Consider the following 26,007-nt stretch of genomic DNA (forward strand, 5'->3'; position numbering starts at 1 on the left):
ATAACAGGCCGCGAATGAGGAGATTTTCGGCCAAAGGAGGAGGAACGCAATGTCATCGTCATTTTTCAACCCGACACGTCGCGGCTTCATGGCCGGCACCGCCGCACTCGGCGCAGCAAGCCTTCTTGGTGTCCGCACCGCTTCGGCAGCCGTCGACTGGAAGCGCTTTGCTGGCACGACGCTCGAGGTCAATCTGGTCAAGAGCCCGCGCAGCGAAACGATCCTCAAATATCTGAGTGAGTTCGAGGCGCTGACCGGCATCAAGGTCAATGCCGAGGCGACGCCCGAACAGCAGCAGCGCCAGAAGACCACGATCGAGCTCAGCTCCGGTAAGCCTAGCTTCGATGTCGTGCATCTGAGTTACCACGTCCAGAAGCGCCAGTTCGAAAAAGGCGGCTGGCTCGCCGATATCAGCGGCTTCATGAAGGACCCGTCGCTCACCGATCCCTCGCTGACAGAAAGCGACTTCGCCGAGGCCGGGCTGAAGTTCGCGAAGGATTCCGCAGGCGTCATGCGCTCCCTGCCCTTCTCGGTCGACTACTGGATCGTCTACTGGAACAAGGCCCTGTTCGAGAAGAAGGGCCTCGCCTATCCAGAAACCTTCGAAGATATGGCGAAAGCCGCCGAGGCGCTGACGGATAAATCGACCAACACCTATGGCTTCGTCGCCCGCGGCCTGAAGAATGCCAACGCGCCGGTGTGGACGACCTTCATGCTCGGCTATGGCACGACGCCGCTTTCGGCTGACGGCAAGCTGCAGACGGAATCGCAGGGCGCCGTCGACGCCGCCAAGCTCTATCAGCGCCTGATGACGAAATCCGCACCTCCCGGCGTTTCCGGCTTCAACTGGGCCGAAGCGCAATCGGCCTTCCTGCAGGGCAAGATCGGTATGTGGGTCGATGGCGTCGGCTTCGCGCCGCCGATCGAAAATCCGGAGAAATCCCGCGTTGTCGGTCAGGTCGGCTACGGCGTCATGCCGAAAGAACCGAATGCGCAGGCAGCTGCGACGACCGGCGACGGCATCGGCGTGACGGCTGCCAGCCAGAAAAAGGAAGCCGCCTATCTCTTCTGCCAATGGGCGATCTCGCACGACATGGGCGCGCGTCTCTTGCAGGCCGGCGCAGGCGTTCCCTTCCGCCAGTCCATCCTGGAGGATCAGAAGGTGCGCGAGGGCGTGAAGATGCCGGGTGCCTGGCTCGATGCCGTCGCGGGCTCCGCCAAGGTCTCCCAGCTGGCACTGCCCGTCATCATCCCGGTCACCGAGTTCCGCGACATTTATGGTGTCGCGCTGACGAACATGATCGGCGGCGCAGATCCTGCAGCCGAACTGAAAACGGCAACCGCCCAGTTCGAGCCGGTTCTGGCACGAAGCGAGGGATAATGGCCTCCGTGAGCATTGAAGATACTGCCGCCAAGGCAACCAAAGGAAGGAGCAAGCCGCAACGGCTTGCTCCCAACTACTGGCCCTTCGTCATTCCCGCATTGATCGTCATTGCCGCTGTCATCGTCTTCCCATGGGTCTTCACCCTCTGGATGAGCGTGAACAAATGGACGCTTGGTCAATCGCAGAGTTTCGTCGGCTGGGACAATTATGTCCGGCTGGCGACCGACATGCGCTTCTGGGAATCGCTATGGCACACGGTTCTTTACACCGTGCTCTCCGTCGTCGGCCCTTTGATCTTCGGAACGCTGGCGGCGCTGATCTTCGATGCGAACTTTCCTCTGCGCGGGTTCCTGCGCGGCATCTTCGTCATGCCGATGATGGCGACGCCTGTTGCCGTCGCGCTCGTCTGGACCATGATGTTCCATCCGCAACTCGGGGTCCTCAACTACCTGCTATCGCTTGTGGGCATCGGGCCGCAGGAGTGGATCTACAATCAGGCGAGCGTCATCCCCTCGCTCGTGCTCGTCGAGGTGTGGCAATGGACGCCGCTGGTCATGCTGATCGTGCTCGGCGGTCTCGCCTCGGTGCCGCGCGAACCCTATGAAAGCGCCGAAATCGACGGCGCCAATGCCTGGCAGAAGTTCCGCTATCTGACGCTGCCGATGATCTCGCCCTTCCTGATGATCGCCGTCATCATTCGCGGCATCGATGCGATCAAGAGCTTCGACATCATCTATGCGATGACGCAAGGCGGCCCGGGAACGGCATCCGAAACGATCAACATCTATCTCTACAACACAGCCTTTTCCTATTACGACATCGGCTATGGCTCAGCCATGGCAGTGGTGTTCTTCATCCTCATCGTCGCGCTTTCCTTCATGCTCCTGATGATGCGACAGCGGACGAAATGGACCGACGCGGAGGGACATTGAGATGAAGCGTTCGACACTCAACCGTATCGGCCTGTTCTTCGTGGCCTTGGTCATCGTCTCGCCCGTTATTCTGTTCTTCCTCTGGATGATCTCGCTGTCGCTGAAATACGAAATCGACAACGGCGCCTATCCGCCGATCCTTATTCCGGATCGTTTCGCCTGGACGAACTACGTCAATGTCTTCCAGGAAAACAACTTCTTCCTCTATTTCTGGAACTCCATTCTCGTGACGGGGGCAGCTACCCTCCTCGCACTCGTCATCGGCGTGCCGGCCGGCTACGGTATCGCGCGGTTGAAGGCCGAGAAATCCGCCGTCGTCATCATGATTGCCCGCATGACACCCGGTCTTTCCTTCCTCATCCCGTTATTCCTGCTGTTCCAATGGCTCAATCTTTTGGGAACGCTCTGGCCACAGATCATCATCCATCTCGTCGTCACCGTGCCGATCGTCGTCTGGATCATGATTGGCTATTTCGAGACGACTCCGATGGAACTGGAAGAGGCCGCAAGCATCGATGGCGCGACGCCCTGGCAGGTTTTCCGGCTCGTCGCCCTGCCCATCGCCCGGCCCGGCATCGTCGTTGCCTTCATTCTGTCGGTGATCTTCTCGTGGAACAATTTCGTCTTCGGCATCGTGCTTGCCAGCCGCGAGACCCGCACGCTCCCCGTCGCCGTCTACAACATGCTCTCCTTCGAGCAGGTCAGTTGGGGACCGCTTGCTGCTGCCGCCCTGATCGTGACGCTGCCCGTTCTCGTGCTGACGATGTTCGCGCAACGGCAGATCATCGCCGGTCTGACGGCCGGCGCCGTCAAGTGACGCAGCCTTTATCTTTTGGATAGGATCACATTCATGGCACCCGTCAATATACAGAGCATCCAGAAGCGCTACGGCCAAGTGAAGGTCATTCACGATATCAGCGTCGACATCGCCGATGGCGAATTCGTCGTCCTTGTCGGTCCCTCGGGCTGCGGCAAGTCCACCCTGCTGCGCATGATCGCCGGGCTCGAAGAGGTGAGCGATGGTGAGATTCACATCGGCCGGCGCGAGGTCAGCCATCTGCCGGCGCGCGACCGAGATATCGCGATGGTCTTCCAGAACTACGCGCTCTATCCGCATATGACGGTCGCCGAAAACATGGGTTTTGCGCTGAAGCTGAAAAAGGCAAACGCTTCGGAAATCGCCGCCAAGGTGCAGAAGGCTGCCGCCATCCTCGGCCTGGAAAATCTGCTGGATCGCCTGCCTCGTCAGCTTTCCGGCGGCCAGCGCCAGCGCGTCGCCATGGGCCGCGCACTGGTGCGCGATCCTCAGGTCTTCCTATTCGATGAGCCGCTCTCCAATCTCGATGCAAAGTTGCGCGTGCAAATGCGCGGCGAGATCAAGTCCATGCATCAGCGCGTCGGCACGACGACGATCTACGTGACCCATGACCAGGTCGAGGCGATGACCATGGCCGACAAGATTGTCGTGCTGCACGGCGGTCTTATCGAGCAGGTCGGCGCGCCGCTCGATCTCTACGACCGGCCGGCCAATCTCTTCGTCGCCGGCTTCATCGGCTCACCGTCGATGAACTTCATCGACGGCAGGATAGAGGAAGGCGTCTCCCGCAGCGACAAGGGCCTCATCCTGCCCCTGCCGGAAGGCTTTCCGATCGACGAGCACGGTGGACGCCCACTTGTCTGCGGCATCCGACCCGAACATATCCGCGCCGCGACAAGCGGCTTGTCGGCCCGGGTCGGCATTGTCGAAGGCACGGGATCTGAGATCTATGCCAAGCTCGATTGCGGTGGCGAGGAAATCTCCTGCCTGTTCCGCGAGCGGCTGAACATCCGCTTCGGCGACAAGATCGAAATCGCGATAGACCCGGCCAGCATCCATCTTTTTGACAAGGCAAGCGGAAAGCGGCTTTGAACGCTCCTTCAATTTTCGATCCACCGGCCGGTAGGGCCAAGCACGTCCTTTGTGTCGGCGCTGCCGTTCTCGATACGCTCTTTCGCGTCCGCACCCTTCCCCAAGGTCAGGGAAAGGTTTTGCCTTACGACATGCTGCAGATCGCGGAAGGCATGGCCTCCAGCGCTGCCTATGCCATCTCACAGCTCGGTGGCGCGGCAAGCCTATGGGGTGCCGTTGGCCAGGACGAAATCGGCGATCGGATCGTTCGCGATCTCAAAAGCGATGGCATCCATGTGGACGGCATGCTGCGTGTGGACGGCGCCCGTTCTGCCGTCTCGACCATCCTAGTGGACGATGACGGCGAAAGGCTGATCGTCCCCTTCTATGATGCGAAACTGCATCATACGGTGAAGGAGTTCACGGCCGAGGATATCGCTGCATTCGATGCCGTCTTGGTCGACGTGCGCTGGCCGGCGCTGGCACTGCAGGTTCTCAAAGCTGCCAGCGCGATGGGCAAGCCGGCCATTCTCGACGGCGACGTGGCTCCTGACGGCATCATCGAACAACTGGCGCCGGAAGCGACCCATATCGTTTTCTCCGAACCGGCCGCGCAGCGCCTGACGGGCACAAGCGATGTATCCGAGATGACGCAGCTTCTGAAACAGCGGTTCGCTCATGCCTTCATCTGCGTGACCGCAGGAGCGGCCGGCAGCTGCTGGTTTGACGGGCATAACAATACCGTCGCGCATTGTCCGACCATTTCCGTCAAGGCCATCGACACGCTTGCCGCCGGCGACATTTTTCACGGCGCCTTCGCCCTCGCAATCGCCGAAGGTATGGCGCCGGCAGCCGCAATCCGCTTTTCTTCTGTCGCCGCCGCCATCAAGTGCGAGTCGTTTGGCGGGCGCTCCGGGGCGCCGACGCGGGTCGAGGTCATCTGCCGATCCCATTCGCGTTGAAAGCTGGGACGCGAGCGGGGCATCAGGCTTTCAGGCGCGAAAAGCGGCGCTTGGCGATCGCTCGCATCTTCCTGAAAGATCTGCCGATTCTCATTCCCGATGAGGCTTTGTTCTCCACGTGTCATGGCGGCGTTCCCGCCTTCTTTTAATCAGTGATAATCAATGCAGTCACTGAAAATCGAACACACTCAGACCAGCGGCCATTTCATCGAGACCAAGCGGGCGCGTGACCGGAGGCTCGGCTCTCGCCAGACAGCCTTGCCGTTCGCATAGGCGGCAGGCGGGGCCGATTGCGATCTGATTTGTACCCAGCGCCTTGCCATAGGCCACCTCGTCACGATGGGCGATATCGCAGCCGATCAGAAGTGCTGTGCGGCGCACCCTTTCGCCGAAGTCGGCCCGCGGCCCCTCGATCGTTCGCGATATGGTCAGAAAGCCCGCCCCGTCAGGCATTTGGGTAGCGTCCACCAATATCTGGCCGGGCTGAGTGAAAGCGGCATGGATATTGAGCTTCGGACAGGCGCCGCCGAAACGCGCCTGCGGAAAACCTTGGGCGCCCGCCTTGCGCAGGCGATGACCGGCATTATCGATCTCCATCAGGAAAAACGGGATGCCGGATGCACCCGGACGCTGCAGGCTGGTCAGCCGCGTGGCGGCCTGCTCATAAGAGACGCCGAAGCGAGCGCCGAGGGCTTCGATATCATAATGCAGTCGCTGCGCTGCCGCGAGATAGGCGCCATAGGGCAGCAGAAGCGCATGAGACGCGTAGCGCGCCAGCTCGAAACGGGCGATGCGATTGGCCTCGGGCGTCGAAAGCGTGAGGGAACTCAGCTCGGCGGCGATCTCCTCGCGCAGGGCCAAAAGAGAGACTTCTGTCGCAATCTCCCGGGTCTGATCGAAGGGCGAAAGACGCTCCGACAGGAAAAGCCGCATGGAATGCCGGTCATAGCGCCGACGCAAGCCGGGCATGGCGTGCACTGGCAACAGGCGCACCGCGATGCCATGCTCGGCCTTTAGCCATGCCTTCAATGCGCCCGCCAGGTCGTCGCCGGACGCCAGGCGTTCATGGAAGGTCTCCGCAGCATCTTCGATGCGGGCAAAGAAATTCGGACGCGACTGCAGGCGATCGTGAACCTCGTCGAGCGGCAGGCGCGGTCCGGCGACCTCGGCAACCCGGCCCTCGCGGCCCAGAAGCTCGACGAGATCGGACAGTCTTGCGGCCTGCTCGCGATAAGCGCGATAGAGCCGGATCATGCCGTTTGCTGCGTTCGGCGCGGCATCGGCGAGCTCGATCAGCTCCTGGTCGCCAGGGATCTCGCCTGACAGCAGTGGATCGGCAAAAACTTCACGCAATTGCCCTGCACTGCCGGCCTCACCGCCATGCAGTTCGTCGAGGTCGACCTTATAGACCGCCGACAGTTTCAACAGCAGTTGTACGGTCAGCGGCCGCTGATTGCGCTCGATGAGATTGAGATAGGACGGCGAAATATCGAGCGCCTGCGCCATCGTCGTCTGCGTCAGACCGAGGCCCATGCGGATGCGCCGAACCTTCGGGCCGGCAAAGATCTTGCGCTCAACCATCTGTCATACCTTTTACAAATTTTCCGAAGGAAGATATTTACACGATTTACAACTTAACTGAACGTTGTTGTCAACGATAGCACATCCTAACCCTTTTATCTAAGGCGATTCTCCGCTTTTTCTCGCGCTTACAGCGCAAGTATTGTAAAAATAGTCATGTAATCGAGATCGATCGGAGGATCGAGAAGAAGTATCGGGAGAATCGCATGACAGATTTTTACAAACTGGTTCCGAGCGCGCCCGCCGGGCGTTTCGATGGTGTCGAGCGCCCCTATCAGGCCGCGGATGTGGAGCGGCTGCGCGGATCGGTCAGCATCCGCCATTCACTGGCCGAGATGGGTGCGAACCGCCTCTGGCAGCTCATCCATGAGGAGGATTTCGTCAATGCGCTTGGCGCATTGTCCGGCAATCAGGCCATGCAGATGGTTCGTGCCGGCCTGAAGGCGATCTATCTCTCGGGATGGCAGGTTGCCGCCGACGCCAATACGGCCTCGTCCATGTATCCCGATCAATCGCTCTATCCTGCCAATGCAGGCCCGGAGCTCGCCAAGCGCATCAATCGCACGCTGCAACGCGCCGACCAGATCGAGACCGCGGAAGGCAAGGGCCTTTCCGTCGACACATGGTTTGCGCCGATCGTCGCCGATGCCGAAGCGGGCTTCGGCGGGCCGCTCAACGCTTTCGAGATCATGAAGGCCTATATCGAGGCGGGGGCTGCGGGCGTCCATTTCGAGGATCAGCTGGCATCGGAGAAGAAATGCGGCCATCTCGGCGGCAAGGTCCTCATTCCGACGGCGGCCCATATCCGCAATCTCAACGCCGCACGGCTTGCCGCCGACGTCATGGGCGTGCCGACCCTCGTGGTTGCGCGTACCGATGCCGAGGCCGCCAAGCTTCTGACCTCGGACATCGATGAGCGCGATCAGCCCTTCGTCGACTACGACGCCGGCCGCACGGTCGAAGGCTTCTATCAGGTCAGGAACGGCATCGAACCCTGCATCGCCCGCGCCGTCGCCTATGCGCCGCATTGCGATCTCATCTGGTGCGAGACGTCGAAGCCGGATCTGGAGCAGGCACGCAAATTTGCCGACGGCGTGCATCGGGTTCATCCCGGCAAGCTGCTGGCTTACAATTGCTCGCCATCCTTCAACTGGAAGAAGAACTTGGACGACGCGACGATCGCCAAGTTCCAGCGCGAGCTGGGCGCCATGGGCTACAAGTTCCAGTTCATCACGCTTGCCGGCTTCCACCAGCTGAATTTCGGCATGTTCGAGCTCGCCCGCGGCTACAAGGCTCGCCAGATGGCCGCCTATTCGGAGTTACAGCAGGCGGAATTTGCAGCCGAGGCCAATGGCTATACCGCCACCAAGCATCAGCGCGAAGTGGGCACCGGCTATTTCGATGCGGTCTCGCTGGCAATCACCGGCGGCCAGTCATCCACAACGGCCATGCACGGATCGACCGAGCATGCGCAGTTCAAACCGGCAGCAGAGTGATATCAGGATCTTAGGAGGAGAATGACATGGCATCGATAGCACGCGTTCGCGAGAGAGCAGAGGAGCAATCTCTGACCATGAATGCCGATCAGCAGGCGGTCATCCGCATGCTGGCCAATGAGCTGCATCGCCTCAACCAGGCGGTCATGAATGCGGTCGAAGCCGGCGTTTCCGTCGAGCTCGTCCGCTCGGCGCGTCATCACGGCGGCAACGGCAACTGGGGTGATCTCTTGATCCCCGTCGTCGTCGCCAAGGCTGCGAACCACGCCTGACGATCATACTTTCCAAGCAGACTTCGGGCCGCTGTCATCCGACAGCCGGCCCGTTCTCATGGCTCGCGATCAGAGCGTCGCGTCATCCGCAAGGTCCGCAAACGCCTGCCTGATAACCTCGGCAGTTGCGGCGGAGGCAACCAGGGCTGCCAGCAGGATTCTTGCCTGCCCCGGCCGCAGCGTCGAGGAATGAATAGCGCCGGCCTCGACGAGATCGTGCCCGCCGCCACCGCCGCCATAGCTTGAGATCAGCAACCCATCCGGCACCCGGCTGGAAACCACGACAGGCACGCCGACGTCAGCGCAGCGCCTGACAGCCTCGACCAGACGCGCGTTGGCATTGCCCGAGCCGAGAGCCGCCAGAACAATGCCATCGGCATCAGCCCTCAGGCTCGCATCCACATGTATCGAGTCACAACCGGGATAGATTGCCACCACATCGATGCGCGCGCTGTCGAGTACTGCCGAAAGGCGTAGACTTGGCGGATTTTCGCGCGGCCGCGATTGCCGAAAAGCGTCGGCAACATCCGACGAATATTTATAAAGCCCCCAAGCCGGCAGCAGCCGACCGCCGAAGCAGACGAGCACGCCACGCTCTGCATTGACCGGATCGGTAGCGGCGGCAACGGCGGCGGCAAGGTTGGCGGGGCCGTCGGCGCTCGGATGATCCGCCGTAAATTGCGCACCCGTGAACACGACCGGCTTGTTGAGGCGGTGCTGCAGATGGACGAGCAGCGCGGTCTCTTCCATAGCATCCGTGCCATGCAGAATGACGATCCCGTTGATGGCGTTATCGGCAAGCAGTTCGCCGACCTTGCAGCTGATCTCCTGCATGTCGGCGAGCGTCAGGCTCGCCGAATCCTTTGCCATCAGCTCAATGGGTCTGAGATCGACAGGCATGTCAGGAAGAAGTGCCAGCAGGCTCTCACCTGTCAATGACGGTATGCTCGCGCCGCTATCGGTGCGCTCGCTTGCGATCGTGCCGCCGGTGGCAATGACGGCCACCAGCGGATTGAGTTGTCCTTTTGTCACGCCTGGCCCCGCTCGGCCGCCAGCCGATAGATGCGATCCCGCAACAGGTACCAGCCAATGACAAGAGCCGGCGCGATCAGGATCAGCGAGGCGATCGTCCACGTGCCGACCGGATAGTCGAGTGCCATCAGCACCAGCACCGCAAAGAGGAAGACGAGCGTCAGGATACCGGTATAGGGCGCGCCGAACATACGGAAATCCGGGCGGGCCATTTCGCCGCGCTTGGAGAGCTTCCAGAGCTTCAACTGGCACAATACGATTACGCCCCAAGCCGAAATGATACCGAGCGCCGAAATATTGAGGGCAATCTCGAAAGCGGCCGACGGAACGACGGCGTTCAGCGCCACGCCGATGACGGTGACGACAGCCGTCACGGCGATGCCAACATAGGGCACGCCGGCCTTGTTCATCTTGGCGAGCGCGGCCGGCGCCGAGCCGGAGACAGCCATCGAATGCAGGATGCGGCCGGTGGAATAGAGGCCGGCATTGAGCGAGGACAGCACTGCCGTCAGCACGACAAGGTTCATGATGATGTCGGCGCCTTGGATGCCGATCGTCCCGAAGAAGGTGACGAAGGGGCTCTCCCCTGCTTTGTAGGCCGTATAGGGCAGAAGCAGCGACAGGAGAAGGACCGAGCCGACATAGAAGATCAGCAGACGGGCGACTACCGTGCGGATCGCACCCGGCATGACCTTGCGCGGGTCTTCGGTTTCGCCGGCGGTCGTGCCGATCAGCTCGATCGATGCGTAGGCGAAGACTACGCCTTGTATGATGACGAAGGCCGGCAAGATGCCATTGGGGAAGAAACCGCCGCTATCGCTGATGATGCTGAAACCAGCCGAATGACCGGCGATCGGCGTGCCCGAAACGACGAAATAAATGCCGATGACGAGGAAGCTGACCAGCGCCAGAACCTTGACCAGGCTGAACCAGAATTCGAGCTCGCCGAAGACCTTCACCGACAGGAGGTTCATGGCCAGCACTACCATCAGGGCAATCAGCGCAAAGACCCATTGATCGATGCCCGCGAGCCATGGCACGTAATGCTTGAAGAAGTTCATATAGAGGGCGACGGCCGTGACGTCGGCAACCGATGTCATGGCCCAGTTCAGCCAGTACATCCAGCCGACGGCAAAGGCCATCTTCTCACCGTAGAATTCGCGGGCGTAAGAGACGAAAGAGCCGGAGCTCGGGCGGTGCATAATCAGTTCGCCAAGCGCGCGTAGCACCAGAAAAGCAAAGAAGCCGCAGAGCGCGTAGACGAAGATGAGAGCCGGACCTGCTGCCGCAAGACGCCCTCCCGCGCCCAGGAAAAGACCGGTACCGATCGCGCCGCCAATGGCGATCATCTGGATCTGCCGTGGCTTCAACGCCTTGTGGTAGCCAAGATCCTCATTGACCGGCGGCCGGCGATCCGCCGGAATATTCTGAATAGGTTCGACTGACATTGCTCCTCCCTCGAGCCGTTTGTCCATGGGCGGATCCGGGGTGATTTTGCACCCGACCGGATGCCGCTGCCTTAATCTGGCCGGCGATCAAGCTTAGCGATCGCCGGTCATGCTGTAATGCTGTATGACAGATTTTCTCTTAGACATAGAAATAGCGGCAGGTCAAGTCGAGCGGCGCTTATTGACGCGGCAGAAGCTAACGGATAACAGATTTCAAAATCTGTCATACAGCTTGACAGATAGAGCTTGATTTCGACCATAGGAGGATAATGTGGTCAAGACGCGAAGCGAGTATGACCTGCTGGGTGAAAAGGATATTCCGGCTGAGGTTTATTGGGGGGTACATACGGCAAGAGCCGTGGAGAATTTCCAGGTCACGGGAACACCGATCGGCCGCTATGCGCATCTCATTCGAGGCCTGGCCTTCGTCAAGGAAGCCGCGGCTCTTGCCAATCACGAGTTGGGGCTTCTGAGTAAAGACAAGCTCGATGCCATCGTGCGCGCCTGCCGCGAAATCCGCGCCGGCGAGCTTCACGACCAGTTCGTTGTCGACGTGATTCAGGGCGGCGCCGGCACTTCCACCAATATGAACGCCAATGAGGTCATCGCCAACCGCGCGCTCGAACTGCTCGGCCATGCCAAAGGCGACTATGCGCACCTTCATCCGAACGATCACGTCAATCTCAGCCAATCCACCAACGACGCCTATCCGACGGCCGTCAATGTCGCGCTCATCGAAGCGATCGACAATCTGGCGGCGGCAATGGAGACGCTGCAGGATGCTTTCGAACGCAAGGCCAAAGAATTCGACGGCATTCTGAAGATCGGCCGCACGCAGCTGCAGGATGCAGTGCCGATGACGCTCGGCCAAGAATTCAGGACCTTTGCCGTCATGCTCGGGGAAGATCGATCCCGCCTGATCGAATCGGCCGCCCTCCTGCACGAGGTCAATCTCGGCGCTACCGCTATCGGTACCGGCCTCAATGCGCCAGTCGGCTATGCCGCCCTTGCCTGCGCCCACCTCGCCCAGCTGACGGGTCGCCCGCTGGTCACCGCAAGCGACCTCATCGAAGCAACGCAGGACCCCGGCGCCTTCGTCCATCTCTCCGGTGTACTGAAGCGCGTCGCAGTCAAGCTATCGAAGACCTGCAACGACCTGCGCTTGCTCTCTTCCGGACCTCGCGCCGGCATCGGCGAGATCACGCTGCCTGCCATGCAAGCGGGCTCGAGCATCATGCCCGGCAAGGTCAATCCGGTGATCCCGGAAATGGTCAACCAGGTGGCATTCTCCGTCATCGGCAACGACATCACCGTGACTATGGCGGCGGAAGGGGGCCAACTGCAGCTCAATGCCTTCGAACCGATCATCGTGCGCTCGTTATCGGAGAGCATCATGCATCTGACCGCGGCCTGCCATATCCTTGCCGAACGCTGCGTAGATGGCATTACCGCCAATCCGGCTCTGATGGCACAACGCCTGCAGGAATCGATCGGCCTTGCAACAGCACTGAACCCGCTGATCGGCTATCAGGCGGCGACCAAGGTTGCCCGCGAGGCTCTGGCAACAGGACGCACAGTGCCGGAAATCGTGCTGGATCATGGATATCTGACCGCCGAGCAGCTCTTCGAGGCGCTACGGCCGGAACGGCTCGCCAACCTGCCGCTCGCTCTCAATGAGGCTGTTGCCCCTCGCCAATAATCGTGGTCACCACGCGCTTGACCTGACCGAGATGGGCTTCCATCGCCGCGATGGCCTCCTCCTCCGATGCCGCCGCAATCGCCTCGACGATGCGGCGGTGCTCGACATTCGAGGCCACGCGTCGCTGCGCCATCATGTTGACCAGCTCCGATTGTCGCATCAGTGCGTCGCGGGCGTCGGAAACGATCTTGGCAAAGACGGCATTTCCTGAGGATTCGGCAATCATCGAATGGAATTCCGAGTCCAGAGTTACCCACTTCAAAGGGTCTTCTTCTCGGTCCATCTCATCGCAAAGCTCAAGCAGGCGCGCCAATTGCTGCTCCGTGCGCCGCAGCGCCGCCCAGCCGGCGGCAGGAACTTCGATGAAGGGACGCGCCTCGATCAGGTCGCGCGCGGAATAGCCGCCATAGCGGAGCTCTGGACCTGGCGTGGATGTCACGACATAGGTGCCACTGCCGGTACGGGTCTGGGTGAGGCCGAGTGTCTGAAGCGAACGGAGCGCTTCGCGGATGATCGGGCGGCTGACACCATAGCGCGTCGCAAGCTGCGACTCGGCCGGCAGCCGTATCCCAACTGCCAACCGTCCCGATGTTATCGCCGAACGAATATCATCAAACACTGCTTCGGCAGCGTTTTTCCGACTGATCGGACTTGTATAAGATAACCAATCAGCCACCTCACTCATGACAGCCAAACTTCACAAACATTCCGCGCTTGTCAAGGATCGGCTGACGAAATGGCACCTGTTCGCCGGGGCGCACACAATTCGAAAAGCCGACCTTATGTTGATAACGCCATCGGCGACAACTTGCACTTGATACCGCCTTTGTGGGCGATATAAAGAAATCCCTATTCCTTTATGTGGAACCTCATCGTGCCCTTACCCCTCTTCGCTTTGTTTCTGGCCGCCTTTGCTTTCGGCACGACCGAGTTTGTCATCGCGGGCATTCTTCCGGACGTGGCGCAGGGTCTGGGTGTCTCGATCCCCTTTGCCGGCTATTTGGTTTCCGGTTATGCGCTGGGGATTGCACTCGGCGGGCCGCTCCTGACCATGGCGACACGACAGGTTTCGCGCCGAACCATTCTGATCGCTCTGACGATCGCCTTTTGCTTGGGCCAGATCGCCTGCGCGCTTGCACCCGACTTCGCCGCCATGCTCCTCTTCCGTGTTGCGACCGCCGTCGCCCACGGCGCCTATTTCGGCATCGCCATGGTGGTTGCGGTCGGCCTTGTGCCCCAAGCGTTTCGGGGACGCGCGGTCTCCGTGATCCTCGCAGGCCTGACGGTCTCCAATATTGTCGGCGTTCCTCTTGGCGCGGCCATCGGCGGACTTTGGGAATGGCGGACGACGTTTTGGGCAATGACCTTGGTCGGTGTCCTCGCATCAGTCGCGATATGGGTCTTGATCCCGCAGACGAAAGCAGAAACTCAGCAGTCCAGCCATTTGAGCGGAGAAGTGCGTGTTCTCGGCCGCCAGCAGGTCTGGACGTCCCTCATCATGATGCTCGCTCTGATGATCGGACAAATGGTGCCGTTCACCTACATAACACCGCTCCTGCGTGAAGTGACGGGCCTTGATGCCATGCTTATTCCCTGGGTTCTTCTGCTCAATGGCGTCGGAGCGACATTGGGAGTTGTGATCGGCGGCAGGCTGTCGGACTGGAAGCTGATGCCCTCGCTTATCGCGATGCTCGCCATTCAATCCGCGACACTCGTCGTCCTTTATCTAGTCAGCCCCTACCCCCTGCCGATGAGTGTGGCGATCTTCGTTTGGGGCGCGCTTAATTTTGCGATTGGCACCCCTATCCAGGCCCGCATCCTGATGTGGACCGCCGATGCGCCAGGCCTTGCTTCCTCACTCATTCCGTCAGGATTCAATATCGGGATTGCGATCGCTGCAAGCGTCGGTGCTGCACTGCTCGAAAGCGGCTATGGCTATCGCAGTTTGCCGGTGCTGGGCGCGATCACGCTTGCCTTGGCCTGCGTGGTTGCCATCCTCTCTGCGGCGCGCGAAAGGCGCAGCGGCGCCGCGCCTCCCAATGCGGCTCTCACGTAATGTCTTTTGCAAGGCAGCGGCCCTTAACACCGGCCGCCAGCGCGCAAGTCAGGCGATCAGCCCTTTCATCGGCAGGACATGATCGGAGCCCGGAAAGACGTCGCGCGTCAACAGGGTCGGTGACGCTCCAAGCAGATCGACCGCGATCCCCTTGACGACGGCGCGTAGATCCGTCGTGGCGGCAAGATCTCGGCCATCGCGCAATTGCGCCTGCTTGAGACCGGGCCAATCGGCAATCACCCGGCCGCCCTTGATCGCGCCGCCGGCGAGGAAGGCGGCCGTTCCAGTGCCGTGGTCGGTGCCTTGGGTACCATTGACCTGCGCCGTGCGGCCGAATTCGGTCGCAACAAGAATGGCGGTATCCTTCCAGGCCGGACCAAGCTCCTGCTGGAAGGCGGCAAAGGAATTGTCCAGCCCGACGAGCAGCTTGTTCAGCCGATCGACCTCTCCGGCATGGGTATCCCATCCTTCGAAAGCCAGTGCCGCAACGCGCGGGCCATCGTCTTGGGCCAACAGGCGCGCAGCCCCTCTCGCCATCTGTTCCATGCCCGTCGGATCGCCGGGGCCTCCCTTGGCCTTGACATCAAGACCGGCGGCGATCTTGCCGGTCGAAATGCCTTCAGCAAGGATTTTAGCAAAAAGCGGATCAGTGTGGTTGTAGAGATCCATCAGCCGCGGTGGCAGGTCGTCGCTCACCGGCTGGAGAGTCGATGGCGACCAGCCGAGTACCGGCGCCTTGCCGCGAATGACGAGTGGTGCATTGGCGCCGACCGAGAGACCGCGGATCTCCGAAGCTCCCGGTGAAACCTTGTCACCCTTCGGCAGCCCCTCCAGCATCCGGTTCAGCCATCCGGATTCGACGCGGCCGGGCATTTCGTAACCGGACTCCAGCACGTCCTGGCCATCGAAATGGGACCGGTCGCGATAGGGCGTCGCGCTGGCATGCACGACGGCTGCCTGCCCTGCGCGATAGAGCCTGTTGAAATTCGGCATCGACGGATGCAGCGCAAAAAAACTGTCGAGCGGCAATGCCGCCTCCGGGCCGGTCGTCGTCATGGCGATCGCCTGCCGCAAGGCCTGATAGTCGGGGTCGCCGACCGGCGGCACGGCCGTTAGACCATCGAGCGCGCCACGCAGGATGATGGTGATGAATCGCGGGTCGCGCCCACCGGCAGCATGGGCAAAACGCGGGATGAAGGCCCAGGCAAACAAGGCGCCGGAAGCGCCAAGGACGGCACGACGGGTGGGGGTCATGAGTTCGCAGGTCATGGTCAGCGCCTTTGAAATTCGGGTGAGAGATAAGCGATCGTCAAGCCCTGCTTGCGGGTCTCGGCGCGCGATACGGCCTGCAACGTCTCATTGGAAAGGAGCGGCCCCAGGCTGTCGGACACGAAACTACGGGGGTCGACCTGAGACGGCACTGAATTCGCAATCATATTGGCGACATCCATCCGCATGCTCAGGCCCTCGCTGGAAGCCCAGACATCGACCGTGTCGGCAAAGCCGTTAGGGCCGGCCGGCGCCCATAAGGGCTGGCCCATGGCAGTCAAGGCGCCGAGAATGACATTCGGCTTCGGCGTTTCGCCGGTCGCCCGCAAGAGCGCAGTCATGAATTCAAGCGGAGAACGAACTTTCGAGAGCGTCGGGTTCCAGGCATCCTCGGAACCGACAAGCGCCCGGTAAACTGCAGAAAGATCGCCATCCGTCTTGCTAAACGTCGCAGCGACGGTCTGAACAAGTCCTGGCGGCGGGGTATCGGCCACGAAATGCCGGACGAGCTTAGTGGCGATATGCTGTGCTGTTGCCGGATGGCGGGCGAGATCGCGCAGGGCTTCCCGCCCCTGCCCCACGCCATTGTCGGCATAGGTGAGGCCGAGCAGCGTCTGATCGCCGGGCTCGTGGGCACCGGCATTGAAGACGAAGGTGCCGGGGGTCCCAGGCTTGCCTTCGTTGCGTGCCACCGTCCAGCCGGTTATGATCTTGGCAAGCGTCGTCACGTCAGCCTGCGTGTAGCCACCGTTGACGCCAAGTGTATGGAGCTCCATCGTCTCTCGGGCGAGATTCTCGTTCAAGCCGCGCTTCTTATTGCCATTGGCCTTCGAATTCGGTCCAATCGATTGCTGATTGTCGAGATAGGCAAGCATGGCCGGATGGGTCTCGACAGCGAATAGCATATCGGCGAAACGGCCGAAGACGTGCGGTCGGATCGCTTCGCGCTCGAAGGCGCCGGCGACGATATGCACCTCCTCGCTCTTCGAGACGGCAACCGCGAAATGATTTGCCCAGAACATGGCAAGCCGCTCGCCAAAGCCGATCAATGGCTGCCGGATGGTGCCGTTGAAGCGGGCATCCACTTCCGCCAGCAGGACCTGCTGCGGCAGGTAGGGCATTGCGGGTTTTTCCAGCTTCTCGACCGCCTTGCCGATGACAGCCGCCATGGCCTGGTTGTCTGGCGGCGCGGACATGGTCTGACTGCCTGGCGCTGCGCCCGATGGCTGTGCCGGAGGTTTCTGCGGTGGCTGCGGCCCCTGCATCGGTTTGTCTTGCGGGGCGGAAGCGGCCGTGACTGCCGCCTGCTGCCTGGCCTGTTTTCGTTGCTCCTGGAAGGCATAGAGAGAAACAAGAAGATCGGCTGTGGATTGCAGCTGCGGCCCAACCGGAACAGGGACGTAACGCTCGGTGATTTCTTCCAGCAACGCACCGCGCGGATCGGAGGCGATCGAGGTGATGCCGTTGTGGTCCGCCCCTAATCCGAAACGGGAAAGCGCGAGCGCTGCGTAAACATCATTGGACTGCTGGGCCATGGCCTTGCCACCTCCTGCTTCAAACATGTTCCTTTAACGCAGGTCTGGTTCCAATCCGTCGCTCGGCAAGCGTGATCATCTTGTGGCAGCCGGGGCTTTGGGCATGCTGCGGCGGGCCAGGCTTTCCGCCAGCGCCCGACGCTCGTCATAGGAAAGCGTTGCCGCAAAATCGACGGCACGCTGTTCGACCTTCGCTCTCAAGGCTATATCTGCATCGCGCGCTCTCGCCAGGGCCGCCGAAAGCGCCGCCGTATCGAGCGTGGGTTGGCCAAGGAGGGAGGCGGCATCGATCTTTGCCTGCTGTGCCTCGAGAATGGTCTGGCGCTCGCCCTTGCGGGCCTCATTGAGGGCAGCGCGCAAAGCTTTCCTCTGGGTCGACGGCAATTGCTCGCCGGCGAGCGGCATCATTTCGCCGCGTGCCTGCGTCTTGCGGATCCATGTCAGCCCGCCACCGGCCAATGCTCCGACCAGGAACGTATTCAACACCAAAAGAAAAATGACTACTATTCGAAAGCTGCGATCCGTCATTGGTTGTCCTGCTGCGCTATATTCGCGTCCGGTCCTATATCGCCAAACATGGTGGCGGTTCCATCGGAGACGATCGAGGTATCGGATGTTAGGTTTGGAACCAGGACGGCAATGGCAATGCTGCCGGCAAGCGCGCCGGCGATGCCGACCCCCACAAGGCCGATACCGGCCGAGCCAAAGCGGAACCAGCTTCGCATCGTCAGGCGGCGTACGAGCTTTGCGAGAATTCGCTCTTCCAGGCCGGTGGGACGGGGATTTACGACGTAGGTGTCGAGCAACGCGTCCAGATCGGCCGCGCGCGTAAGCGTTTCGGCGGCGGCATGGCTCTTGGCAAAATCCCGCGCGGCTGCGCGCTCAGCCTGCGGCCATCGGCCGATATCACCGCCATAGGCCGCAGTCAGTGCTTCAAACCGCTCGGCATTCATCGGACCCGCGATATGTTCAACCATCGCCCTCATCCTTCAACAAAAGCCCCTGCAAGGAGCGCCTTCCACGCGCAAGCAGGCTTTCCAGTGCATCGACGCTGACATCCATGACCTCGGCTGCCTCGGCATTCGACAGTGACTGATAGTAAACCAGAATGATCGCCTCGCGCTGCCGGGGCGCAATCATCTGTAAGGCCCGTTCGACGCGCCTCGACGGATCGTCCTCACTCATCAACCCCGCATCCGGCGCCGGTCCTTCATATTCGATGTCGGGCGGATGCTCGGCAAGAACGTCCTTGCGCCGACGCAGGCGGTCATAGCAAAGGTTGATCGCCACACGATGCACCCAAGTGCTGAAGCGAGCGTTGCGCTGGCGCCAGCCGCCGGCATTTCGCCAGACGCGCAAAAATGTCTCCTGCGCCACATCCTCGGCCTCGGCGGCATCGCCAAGCATGCGGGTCGCGACGGCGACGATGCGCGGCAATTGCCGCGCAATCATCATGCGCATTGCCGAAACGTCGCCCGCAGCGATACGGCCAAGCAGATCATCATCCGGGTCGCTACTTTTGGGCGCACGATCCCACCTCATCGACAATCGCCACCGCTCCAGTTCCCCACGATACCTGCATGACACCTCGCGCTCAGCCTTTCGGCCGGCAAACGGCGCCCCTTGGATCGCAGCATCTCGGTCAGCGTATCATCCTTCGACATCAAATGCGGGCTCACAGGAATTGAACGCGGCCCTTAGGGAAATCCGTCGCTCTCATGCCAGGAATTTTCGAATTTTCTTTCACGTTGAAAGGCCATTTAAGAATGGTCGCATAAAAAGCCGGCTTGCCAGAAGGCGGGAGTTTCAACAATTCGGACTCTAGCTATTGCCAGCTTGCAAGACGGCAGACAAAGGCTCAAGCAGATAAGAGCGGCGGCGGATTGATTGTTGTCCGGTCCTGCCGGTGTAGGGATAAAGCCTTGACAGTGAGACCCATGGCATGAAGGCGGAATCAAGACTTCGATGATCAATATCCGCTGACGGATCTGCGAACTCCGAAGGCTAAACGCATCATAGGTCACAACTTAACCGCTAGATAACTTCCCAAAGAAGCGTACCCGAGATCGCTCAGCCAATATATTTCGCCATCAGCTTCCGATTTTCACTTCACAAAATGGGGAAATTGCTCAGGGAAACTTGCGTGTGGCTTATAGTGCTTGACAGGATATATTCTGTTGCGATTTCCTTGCTCAATTTTTGAGGATAGATAAATACCTCCATCCTGTCGAGCATCGCTGGTATATGGGGCTTCAGCACTGAACGGCATGATGGAAGAAGAATATCAAGAAGAGGGGCACAGCTTGAACATCGGTTTCTGTGGAGAGGTGAATGAGGCGAACTAAGGAGGAGGCGGCAGAAACGAGGAACGAGATTTTGCAATCCGCAAAAGCTCTGTTTCTCGACAAGGGCTACGAGAATGTCAGCCTGGAAGAGATAGCCGTAGCCGCCGGTGTCACGCGGGGGGCGGTGCACTGGCATTTCAAGAACAAGCAAGGGCTGATGTTTGCAATCCGCGACGAGGCCCAGCAGCCGTTCAAGGATCTGGCGGAGCGGATGTCGAAGGAACTGCCGCCCAATCCGCTTGATCTCGTCGCCGATACGATAGCCGCGATATTCGACGATATTCACAGCGATCCGCGCAAGCGCAGCATGCTGAAAGTTATGATGCATCTCGACATGGCGTTTTGCGACGGCACCACGAGCCGGGCAAGTTCGTTTCGGCACGACATGCACGAAAATTTCGAACGCATATTCACCCTTATGGATGAAAAGACGAAACTTCCGGCTCCCTGGACGCCGGATACCGCCGCTTCGGCATTGACAGCGGTCATCGGCGGCCTGATCACCGAATGGACACTCGACCGAGGCAGCTTCGAATTAGTCCCGTGTGGACAGATGTTCATAAAGATGGTGCTGAAGACCTGGTTCCCGCTGGCACAGACGCAGGAGCTGGCGATTGCCACGATGATACCGGAAAAAGCCTAGAACGGCTTTCCCTTCGGAATTGAAGAGAACCGACGATGGCGGTTTTAAGCTTCTGCCAGGAGCTGAACCGATTTCCCAAAGCTGGAAATAAAAAAGGATCCGGAGGGAAAGCCAGATCCTTTGCTCTGATCGGAGGTCAACCGATCGATGAAAGAAGCCTGACGGATTGGAACGTCAGGCTTCTCATACCCGGCATTGAGCCGGGTAATTCGATATTAGAAGCTACGCTCGAAGCGCAGGATACCAGCCCACTGATCCTGGTTCACAGAATCGAAGTTGGTGTAGGAGACTTCCGGCTCGATGAGCAGGTTCTTGACCGGGTTCCACTTGACGTTGGTGGTAGCGGCAAAGATCTTGGAGTCGGTGTAGGCGAGCTGGAGGTTCCACTTCAGCTTTTCGTTGATCGGAACGCCAACGCCGCCCCAAACAGCCCAGTCACCCCAGCCGCACTTCGACGGATCGTTAACAGGGCAAGCCGAACGATCGAGGTTGGTGCCTGCGTACTTGTTCAGCTTGTCGCCATCGGTGTTCCAGCCGCCCATCAAGAAGGCCGAGAAGGTACCGAAGTCAGCATCGATACGGGCCTTGATGGCGCCTTCTTCGACGATCGAGTCGTAACCACCGACGACCTTGAAGCCCCATGCGCCCGACTTGAAGCCAGCACCGGCGACAACATCAGGAGCGTAATGGTTGCCCTTGTCGTCAGACCACCAGCTGGAGCCATAGGAAGCGCCCGAGCCACTGGAGTTCGAGTCTTCAACCGAAACGACAGCCGTGAAGCCATTGCCGGCATCGTAGCTGTAGGTCAACTGATTGAGTTCGTACGGACCGTCATAGATCACGTCGTCGTTGATGACGTCGCCGGCGTAACCGATGTAATAGTTATACTGCGAATCTGCCTTACCGACGAGGAAGCCGCCGAGGCTGATGTTGGCGAACAGCAGCTTCGTGGAGGTGGAGTTGCCGTCGTTCCAATCCCAACGGATGACCGTGTTGGTCTTCAGCGGGCCGTATTCGGTGTCGGTCGCGGTGTCGACGCTCAGCTCTGCACGGGTGTGCCACAGCGTACCGTTATGGCTGTTCGGGTTGTAGGCATCGTACCACTCGCCTTCGGTACGGACGCGACCGCCGATCTTGAGGCAGGTTTCAGTGCCTGGAATGAAGAAGTAGCCAGCGCCATATGCGTCGCAGATGCGAACGTATTCCAACGGCTCGGGCTCAGCAGCGACGATCGCGTCGGCCGCATGGGCGCCAGAAACTGCTGCCAGTGCAGCAGCGGAGCCGAGAAGAAGGCTCTTGATGTTCATTATTAAACTCCTGGTTGCAATATGCATTCCAATTTACCGCGAGTACAAAGCTGGAATACCACCCTAAGGAATACGTCGGTCTAAACGCAACCGGGCAGTCCGGCAAATACGCACCTGATGTCGGCTTGAGTCCCCTCTAACCTCCATGATTCACCCCCGCGGCAAAGGTTTTGAAATGCCTCTACCGATCCGGCCGATTGCTCGTCCGTAAGACAATTAATGTCCTGTATTTGGTTTACAAACAGCCCGTATGTTTGTCAATTCTGTGAACCCCTCTCCCCCCGACTAGACTTGATTGCTGTTGCTTAAATGCAACTGGAGGCGACAGGACTGGAATCGCTCCTTCCGGCGAGTGCGACGGCATCGCACAGTTAAGGCAAATGCGTGCCGGCAATCGATCGCAGCACGGCGGCCGGCGTTGCCGCTGCCGCCGAACCATCCAGGCCAATGTCGCGGATCGGCGATGGCGCCATTGGAAAGGGACAAATCGCGAATGAACGAGAATAGTCTTCTGCCAAGTAAGCGAGGCAGAAAGAGTGGCTCGGTCAAACTTTGCTATGACTACTCAAGATTTGAGTTTACATAACAGTGGCGACCGAATGCTGTTCTCTGGCATCAACGCACGGGAAATCGAAGCCATATTGGAAGACGATGTAGACCATGGAACTTCCTCAAGTTGTTCTCGATGTCCTCGACACCGTTCCAGACCTGACAGCTATCCCCACTTTCGGTCAGATGGTGTGGAATACGCAGGCAACGTTGCGGAAGTTTCCCAATATTGCGTCTGTCGCCAGGGTCGGTGTCTCTGGCCAAGGTGAGCCGATCGACATGATTTCGATCGGGAACGGCTCGAAGTCCGCCTTATTTGTTGGAGCGCCACACCCCAATGAGCTGATCGGTTGCCTAGCTATCGAACATCTGATCGCGCGTTTGTGCGCCGACCCAGCGCTTCGCGAAGCGTTGCCATATCGTTGGCACTTTATCAAAGCGATCGAGCCGGACGCCATCCGTTTGAACGAAGGGTGGTTTTCCTCGCCTGGGGATATTCTGACTTATTATGAAAATTACTATCGACCGCCATTGGATCGGCAGGCGGAATATGCCTTTCCCTGCACTGAGGATGATCGACTGAGCCGCCATCCGATGCCTGAGAACCTGGCTTGGCGACGCGCGATCGAGCTGGCAAAGCCGGATTTTCTGTATTCGCTTCACAACTCGGAATTCGGTGGTGCCTTTTTCCTCGTTTCCGGAATGCCGCCGGGCTTGGCGACAGAACTCAGGGGATTATGCGGGAGATATGGATTGCCACTCAATGTCGTCGGAGACGCGGCGCTCAACGAGCTCAAGTGGGAACCCGGGCTCTATCGTTTTCCCAATATGTGCAACCATCCCGGTGAGATCGGTTCCTCCGATTATCGCGAACCAGGTATGCGGCCTATTGGCAATTCGAGTGCCGGCTATAGCGCGGCCAACGGTACTGTTTGCCTATTTGCCGAAGCCCCGTACTGGGACTGCGATTTATTGCTAGATGTGACGCCATCTCCTTACAGCAAGGCTGATGTCGAAGCCAATCTCAGAGACTGGAACCGTGAAGCGCTCCGGCTTGCCGAACGGGCTCTGGCACTTGACTACGCAAAAGCGAACGTCGCTGCGGACAATATGTGGCGTATCATCCTTGAACACCGGAATCACTTCTCCAATACGAGTGAGGTCCGGACAGCGGACGCGGCGCATGACGAAGCATTGACATGGTCGGAGTACACGATCCGACATGTTGGTGGCCGGATGGAGCGGCTAAGCACGATTGCGCTTGCGCGTCGGTTGGCGCTCAGCTCACTGGATCGGCGAGAAGGGTTTCGCTTGGCCTCCAATTGTCATGATGCGCTGTCAGCACAGACAGAGATTCTCGCTCAAACGGAGGGTTTGCGACCGGTTCCGCTGAAGCGGCTCGTCCAATTCCAGCTGCATGCCGGTGTCGCAACGATGACAGCTTTGTTGGCTGGTAGGAAACCATGAGGCGCAGCTTTAGGTTCCCTTCAGTGAACACAGCAATCGCGAATGCGGCCGGGCAGACTTGACAGGAACCGACGGGAAAGCATAGCCTTTCAGCATTCACCAGGGGGGTCCCGGCAAGGGGCTGAGATACTGCTGAACAATGAGGCTTTGCCTCCTGTGGCGCAGTGACCCGTTGAACCTGATCCAGTTCATACTGGCGTAGGGACGGTGCAAGCGCTCGAAGGCTTCGGATTCCCACGTGGATTCCATGCCGGCGTCTTTCCATCATTCCGGCTGATTGACTGGGTCTCCAACCGCAACTTGGAGCCTCAAACCATGAATATTGCCGCAAAGACCCTCACTCCGACCGTCACCACCGGCCCGCTGCCGGCATCGCGGAAGATCTATGTCTCCGGAGACATTCACGCAGACATTCGCGTGCCGATGCGCGAAATCAGCGTCCATCCGACCTCTGGCGAGCCGCCTGTTGTTGTTTATGATTCTTCCGGCCCCTACACGATCGAGGGGGCCGAGATCCGCATCGAGCAGGGTCTGTCGCAACTGCGTCGCGACTGGGTTCTCGCTCGCGGCGATGTCGAGGCTTATGAAGGCCGGCATGTGCGCCCCGAAGACAACGGCTTCGTCACCGGCGAGCGGCTGACACCGGAATTTCCGGCCAAGCGGCAGCCTTTGCGAGCAAAGGACGGCAAGGCCGTCACCCAGCTCGCTTATGCACGCGCCGGCATCATCACGCCTGAGATGGAATTCATTGCCATCCGCGAAAATCTCGGCCGCAAGGCGAAGGCGGAAGCCCTGATTCGTGACGGCGAGAGTTTCGGCGCCCATATTCCCGACCATGTCACGCCGGAATTCGTCCGCCAGGAAGTCGCGGCCGGCCGGGCGATCATTCCGGCTAACATCAATCACCCCGAAAGCGAGCCGATGATCATCGGCCGGAATTTCCTGGTGAAGATCAACGCCAATATCGGCAATTCCGCCGTCACCTCCTCGATGGCTGAGGAAGTCGAGAAGATGGTCTGGGCCGCGCGCTGGGGCGCCGATACCGTCATGGATCTTTCGACCGGCCGCAACATCCACAACATCCGCGAATGGATCATCCGCAATTCGCCACTGCCGATCGGCACGGTGCCGCTCTACCAGGCGCTCGAAAAGGTCGGCGGCATTGCCGAGGACCTGACCTGGGAGATCTATCGCGACACGCTGATCGAACAGGCCGAACAGGGCGTCGATTACTTCACCATCCATGCCGGCGTGCGGCTGCATTACATTCCGTTGACCGTCAATCGCGTGACCGGCATCGTTTCGCGGGGCGGCTCGATCATGGCCAAGTGGTGTCTCCATCATCACCGCGAGAGCTTCCTTTACGAGCATTTCGAGGAAATCTGCGACATCTGCCGGGCCTATGACGTCTCCTTCTCGCTCGGCGACGGCCTGCGACCGGGCTCGATTGCCGACGCCAACGACGCCGCGCAGTTTGCCGAGCTCGAAACGCTCGGCGAATTGACGAAGATCGCCTGGGCAAAAGACTGCCAGGTGATGATCGAAGGCCCCGGCCACGTGCCGATGCACAAGATCAAGGAGAACATGGACAAGCAGCTCGCCGTCTGCGGCGAGGCGCCCTTCTACACGCTCGGGCCGCTGACGACGGATATCGCGCCGGGTTATGATCACATCACGTCCGGCATCGGCGCCGCTATGATCGGCTGGTTCGGCACGGCGATGCTCTGCTACGTCACGCCGAAGGAGCATCTTGGTTTGCCTGATCGCAACGACGTCAAAACAGGTGTCATTACCTACAAGATCGCAGCGCATGCCGCGGATCTCGCCAAGGGTCATCCGGCCGCCCAGGTCCGTGACGATGCCCTGTCGCGCGCCCGTTTCGAATTCCGCTGGGAGGACCAGTTCAACCTCTCGCTCGATCCGGACACAGCTCGCAGCTTCCATGACGAAACCCTGCCGAAAGAAGCTCACAAGGTCGCGCATTTCTGCTCGATGTGCGGCCCGAAATTCTGCTCGATGCGAATTTCGCATGACATCCGCGCCGAAGCACAGAAGGAAGGGCTGGAAGCCATGGCGGCAAAATACCGGGAGGGTGGCGATCTCTATATGCCGATCGACACCGCCTCGCATTCGGCCGAGTGA

Annotated in this window: 22 protein-coding genes and 1 riboswitch; of the genes, 12 read left to right on the forward strand and 10 right to left on the reverse strand. The window is 59.8% G+C overall.

From position 1 onward, the window contains the following. Positions 1-49: 49 nt before the first annotated feature. The 5 genes from ACYJRZ_RS17275 to ACYJRZ_RS17295 are packed head-to-tail and all read left to right on the forward strand — an operon-like array spanning position 50 to position 5,166. Positions 50-1,381: an ABC transporter substrate-binding protein gene (locus ACYJRZ_RS17275; RefSeq protein WP_459460887.1), complete on the forward strand. Its 1,332-nt coding sequence runs from the start codon at positions 50-52 to the stop codon at positions 1,379-1,381. Continuing rightward, entirely contained in the window at positions 1,381-2,316 is a 936-nt protein-coding gene (locus ACYJRZ_RS17280) for a carbohydrate ABC transporter permease (RefSeq protein ID WP_459460889.1), read from the forward strand. The genes ACYJRZ_RS17275 and ACYJRZ_RS17280 overlap by 1 nt, the downstream gene beginning before the upstream one ends. A gap of 1 nt (position 2,317) precedes the next feature. Then, on the forward strand, positions 2,318-3,133 hold the full coding sequence (locus ACYJRZ_RS17285) for a carbohydrate ABC transporter permease (RefSeq protein WP_459460891.1): 816 nt from the start codon (positions 2,318-2,320) through the stop codon (positions 3,131-3,133). Positions 3,134-3,166: 33 nt separating this feature from the next. Next, the gene (locus ACYJRZ_RS17290; RefSeq protein WP_459460893.1) at positions 3,167-4,225 is read left to right on the forward strand and encodes an ABC transporter ATP-binding protein; all 1,059 of its coding nucleotides are present in this window, start codon (positions 3,167-3,169) and stop codon (positions 4,223-4,225) included. Continuing rightward, entirely contained in the window at positions 4,222-5,166 is a 945-nt protein-coding gene (locus ACYJRZ_RS17295; RefSeq protein ID WP_459460895.1) for a sugar kinase, read from the forward strand. Before ACYJRZ_RS17290 ends, ACYJRZ_RS17295 begins: the two co-directional genes overlap by 4 nt. Positions 5,167-5,334: 168 nt before the next feature. On the opposite strand, the gene ACYJRZ_RS17300 is transcribed toward ACYJRZ_RS17295, so the two are convergent. Beyond that, positions 5,335-6,747, reverse strand: a complete 1,413-nt coding sequence (locus tag ACYJRZ_RS17300) for a helix-turn-helix domain-containing protein (RefSeq protein ID WP_459460897.1) — start codon at positions 6,745-6,747, stop codon at positions 5,335-5,337. Between the two features lie 206 nt (positions 6,748-6,953). On the opposite strand from ACYJRZ_RS17300, the gene aceA reads away from it, so the two are divergent. Both aceA and ACYJRZ_RS17310 read left to right on the forward strand, forming a co-directional pair. Further along, entirely contained in the window at positions 6,954-8,243 is a 1,290-nt protein-coding gene (aceA, locus tag ACYJRZ_RS17305; RefSeq protein WP_459460899.1) for an isocitrate lyase, read from the forward strand. A gap of 26 nt (positions 8,244-8,269) precedes the next feature. Beyond that, entirely contained in the window at positions 8,270-8,515 is a 246-nt protein-coding gene (locus ACYJRZ_RS17310) for an SMc00767 family acetate metabolism repressor (protein WP_459460901.1), read from the forward strand. A gap of 69 nt (positions 8,516-8,584) precedes the next feature. Here ACYJRZ_RS17310 and ACYJRZ_RS17315 read toward each other — a convergent pair whose 3' ends face one another. Further along, positions 8,585-9,547 carry an asparaginase domain-containing protein gene (locus ACYJRZ_RS17315; RefSeq protein ID WP_459460903.1) on the reverse strand — a complete coding sequence of 321 codons (963 nt, stop codon included), beginning with the start codon at positions 9,545-9,547 and terminating at the stop codon, positions 8,585-8,587. Continuing rightward, positions 9,544-10,995: an amino acid permease gene (locus ACYJRZ_RS17320; protein ID WP_459460905.1), complete on the reverse strand. Its 1,452-nt coding sequence runs from the start codon at positions 10,993-10,995 to the stop codon at positions 9,544-9,546. The genes ACYJRZ_RS17315 and ACYJRZ_RS17320 overlap by 4 nt, the downstream gene beginning before the upstream one ends. A gap of 271 nt (positions 10,996-11,266) precedes the next feature. Between ACYJRZ_RS17320 and aspA the strand changes: the two genes are divergently transcribed. After that, the gene (gene aspA / locus ACYJRZ_RS17325) at positions 11,267-12,694 is read left to right on the forward strand and encodes an aspartate ammonia-lyase (protein WP_459460907.1); all 1,428 of its coding nucleotides are present in this window, start codon (positions 11,267-11,269) and stop codon (positions 12,692-12,694) included. Here aspA and ACYJRZ_RS17330 read toward each other — a convergent pair. Further along, the gene (locus ACYJRZ_RS17330) at positions 12,666-13,379 is read right to left on the reverse strand and encodes a FadR/GntR family transcriptional regulator (RefSeq protein ID WP_459460909.1); all 714 of its coding nucleotides are present in this window, start codon (positions 13,377-13,379) and stop codon (positions 12,666-12,668) included. The two genes, aspA and ACYJRZ_RS17330, sit on opposite strands and share 29 nt — an antisense overlap. A 189-nt stretch (positions 13,380-13,568) precedes the next feature. Here ACYJRZ_RS17330 and ACYJRZ_RS17335 point away from each other — a divergent pair, with 189 nt between their 5' ends. Further along, positions 13,569-14,750, forward strand: coding sequence for an MFS transporter (locus tag ACYJRZ_RS17335; protein ID WP_459460911.1), 1,182 nt, complete (start codon positions 13,569-13,571; stop codon positions 14,748-14,750). A gap of 48 nt (positions 14,751-14,798) precedes the next feature. Here the strand turns inward: ACYJRZ_RS17335 and ACYJRZ_RS17340 are convergent, their stop codons facing one another. The 5 genes from ACYJRZ_RS17340 to ACYJRZ_RS17360 form a co-directional block, all read right to left on the reverse strand. After that, positions 14,799-16,019: a DUF1501 domain-containing protein gene (locus ACYJRZ_RS17340; RefSeq protein WP_459460913.1), complete on the reverse strand. Its 1,221-nt coding sequence runs from the start codon at positions 16,017-16,019 to the stop codon at positions 14,799-14,801. Between the two features lie 2 nt (positions 16,020-16,021). After that, positions 16,022-17,554 (reverse strand): DUF1800 domain-containing protein, encoded by a 1,533-nt coding sequence (locus ACYJRZ_RS17345; protein ID WP_459460915.1) that lies wholly within the window; start codon positions 17,552-17,554, stop codon positions 16,022-16,024. Positions 17,555-17,629: 75 nt separating this feature from the next. Next, entirely contained in the window at positions 17,630-18,082 is a 453-nt protein-coding gene (locus ACYJRZ_RS17350; RefSeq protein WP_459460917.1) for a periplasmic heavy metal sensor, read from the reverse strand. After that, positions 18,079-18,531, reverse strand: coding sequence for a hypothetical protein (locus tag ACYJRZ_RS17355; RefSeq protein WP_459460919.1), 453 nt, complete (start codon positions 18,529-18,531; stop codon positions 18,079-18,081). The genes ACYJRZ_RS17350 and ACYJRZ_RS17355 overlap by 4 nt, the downstream gene beginning before the upstream one ends. Beyond that, positions 18,524-19,096, reverse strand: a complete 573-nt coding sequence (locus tag ACYJRZ_RS17360; protein WP_459460921.1) for an RNA polymerase sigma factor — start codon at positions 19,094-19,096, stop codon at positions 18,524-18,526. The genes ACYJRZ_RS17355 and ACYJRZ_RS17360 overlap by 8 nt, the downstream gene beginning before the upstream one ends. A 789-nt stretch (positions 19,097-19,885) precedes the next feature. Here ACYJRZ_RS17360 and ACYJRZ_RS17365 point away from each other — a divergent pair. After that, a complete protein-coding gene (locus tag ACYJRZ_RS17365; RefSeq protein ID WP_459460923.1) occupies positions 19,886-20,542 on the forward strand; it encodes a TetR family transcriptional regulator in 657 nt (218 codons plus the stop codon). Positions 20,543-20,757: 215 nt separating this feature from the next. Here ACYJRZ_RS17365 and ACYJRZ_RS17370 read toward each other — a convergent pair whose 3' ends face one another. Beyond that, the gene (locus tag ACYJRZ_RS17370) at positions 20,758-21,849 is read right to left on the reverse strand and encodes a porin (RefSeq protein ID WP_459460925.1); all 1,092 of its coding nucleotides are present in this window, start codon (positions 21,847-21,849) and stop codon (positions 20,758-20,760) included. 660 nt (positions 21,850-22,509) lie between these two features. Here ACYJRZ_RS17370 and ACYJRZ_RS17375 point away from each other — a divergent pair. Next, complete coding sequence (locus tag ACYJRZ_RS17375) at positions 22,510-23,865, forward strand: M14 family zinc carboxypeptidase (protein ID WP_459460927.1); 1,356 nt, start codon at positions 22,510-22,512, stop codon at positions 23,863-23,865. 91 nt (positions 23,866-23,956) lie between these two features. Then, a riboswitch (TPP riboswitch) is annotated at positions 23,957-24,088 on the forward strand. A gap of 92 nt (positions 24,089-24,180) precedes the next feature. After that, on the forward strand, positions 24,181-26,007 hold the full coding sequence (gene thiC, locus ACYJRZ_RS17380; protein WP_459460929.1) for a phosphomethylpyrimidine synthase ThiC: 1,827 nt from the start codon (positions 24,181-24,183) through the stop codon (positions 26,005-26,007).

Source organism: Rhizobium sp. No.120, assembly GCF_054558365.1.

What these genes read in the sequence shown, in the direction of transcription:
- ACYJRZ_RS17275 (WP_459460887.1), top strand. Translation starts at nt 50, where the DNA reads ATGTCATCGTCATTTTTCAACCCGACACGTCGCGGCTTCATGGCCGGC.
- ACYJRZ_RS17280 (WP_459460889.1), top strand. Translation starts at nt 1,381, where the DNA reads ATGGCCTCCGTGAGCATTGAAGATACTGCCGCCAAGGCAACCAAAGGA.
- ACYJRZ_RS17285 (WP_459460891.1), top strand. Translation starts at nt 2,318, where the DNA reads ATGAAGCGTTCGACACTCAACCGTATCGGCCTGTTCTTCGTGGCCTTG.
- ACYJRZ_RS17290 (WP_459460893.1), top strand. Translation starts at nt 3,167, where the DNA reads ATGGCACCCGTCAATATACAGAGCATCCAGAAGCGCTACGGCCAAGTG.
- ACYJRZ_RS17300 (WP_459460897.1), bottom strand. Translation starts at nt 6,747, where the DNA reads ATGGTTGAGCGCAAGATCTTTGCCGGCCCGAAGGTTCGGCGCATCCGC.
- aceA (WP_459460899.1), top strand. Translation starts at nt 6,954, where the DNA reads ATGACAGATTTTTACAAACTGGTTCCGAGCGCGCCCGCCGGGCGTTTC.
- ACYJRZ_RS17310 (WP_459460901.1), top strand. Translation starts at nt 8,270, where the DNA reads ATGGCATCGATAGCACGCGTTCGCGAGAGAGCAGAGGAGCAATCTCTG.
- ACYJRZ_RS17320 (WP_459460905.1), bottom strand. Translation starts at nt 10,995, where the DNA reads ATGTCAGTCGAACCTATTCAGAATATTCCGGCGGATCGCCGGCCGCCG.
- ACYJRZ_RS17330 (WP_459460909.1), bottom strand. Translation starts at nt 13,379, where the DNA reads ATGAGTGAGGTGGCTGATTGGTTATCTTATACAAGTCCGATCAGTCGG.
- ACYJRZ_RS17340 (WP_459460913.1), bottom strand. Translation starts at nt 16,019, where the DNA reads ATGACCTGCGAACTCATGACCCCCACCCGTCGTGCCGTCCTTGGCGCT.
- ACYJRZ_RS17345 (WP_459460915.1), bottom strand. Translation starts at nt 17,554, where the DNA reads ATGGCCCAGCAGTCCAATGATGTTTACGCAGCGCTCGCGCTTTCCCGT.
- ACYJRZ_RS17350 (WP_459460917.1), bottom strand. Translation starts at nt 18,082, where the DNA reads ATGACGGATCGCAGCTTTCGAATAGTAGTCATTTTTCTTTTGGTGTTG.
- ACYJRZ_RS17355 (WP_459460919.1), bottom strand. Translation starts at nt 18,531, where the DNA reads ATGGTTGAACATATCGCGGGTCCGATGAATGCCGAGCGGTTTGAAGCA.
- ACYJRZ_RS17360 (WP_459460921.1), bottom strand. Translation starts at nt 19,096, where the DNA reads ATGAGGTGGGATCGTGCGCCCAAAAGTAGCGACCCGGATGATGATCTG.
- ACYJRZ_RS17365 (WP_459460923.1), top strand. Translation starts at nt 19,886, where the DNA reads ATGAGGCGAACTAAGGAGGAGGCGGCAGAAACGAGGAACGAGATTTTG.
- ACYJRZ_RS17370 (WP_459460925.1), bottom strand. Translation starts at nt 21,849, where the DNA reads ATGAACATCAAGAGCCTTCTTCTCGGCTCCGCTGCTGCACTGGCAGCA.
- ACYJRZ_RS17375 (WP_459460927.1), top strand. Translation starts at nt 22,510, where the DNA reads ATGGAACTTCCTCAAGTTGTTCTCGATGTCCTCGACACCGTTCCAGAC.
- thiC (WP_459460929.1), top strand. Translation starts at nt 24,181, where the DNA reads ATGAATATTGCCGCAAAGACCCTCACTCCGACCGTCACCACCGGCCCG.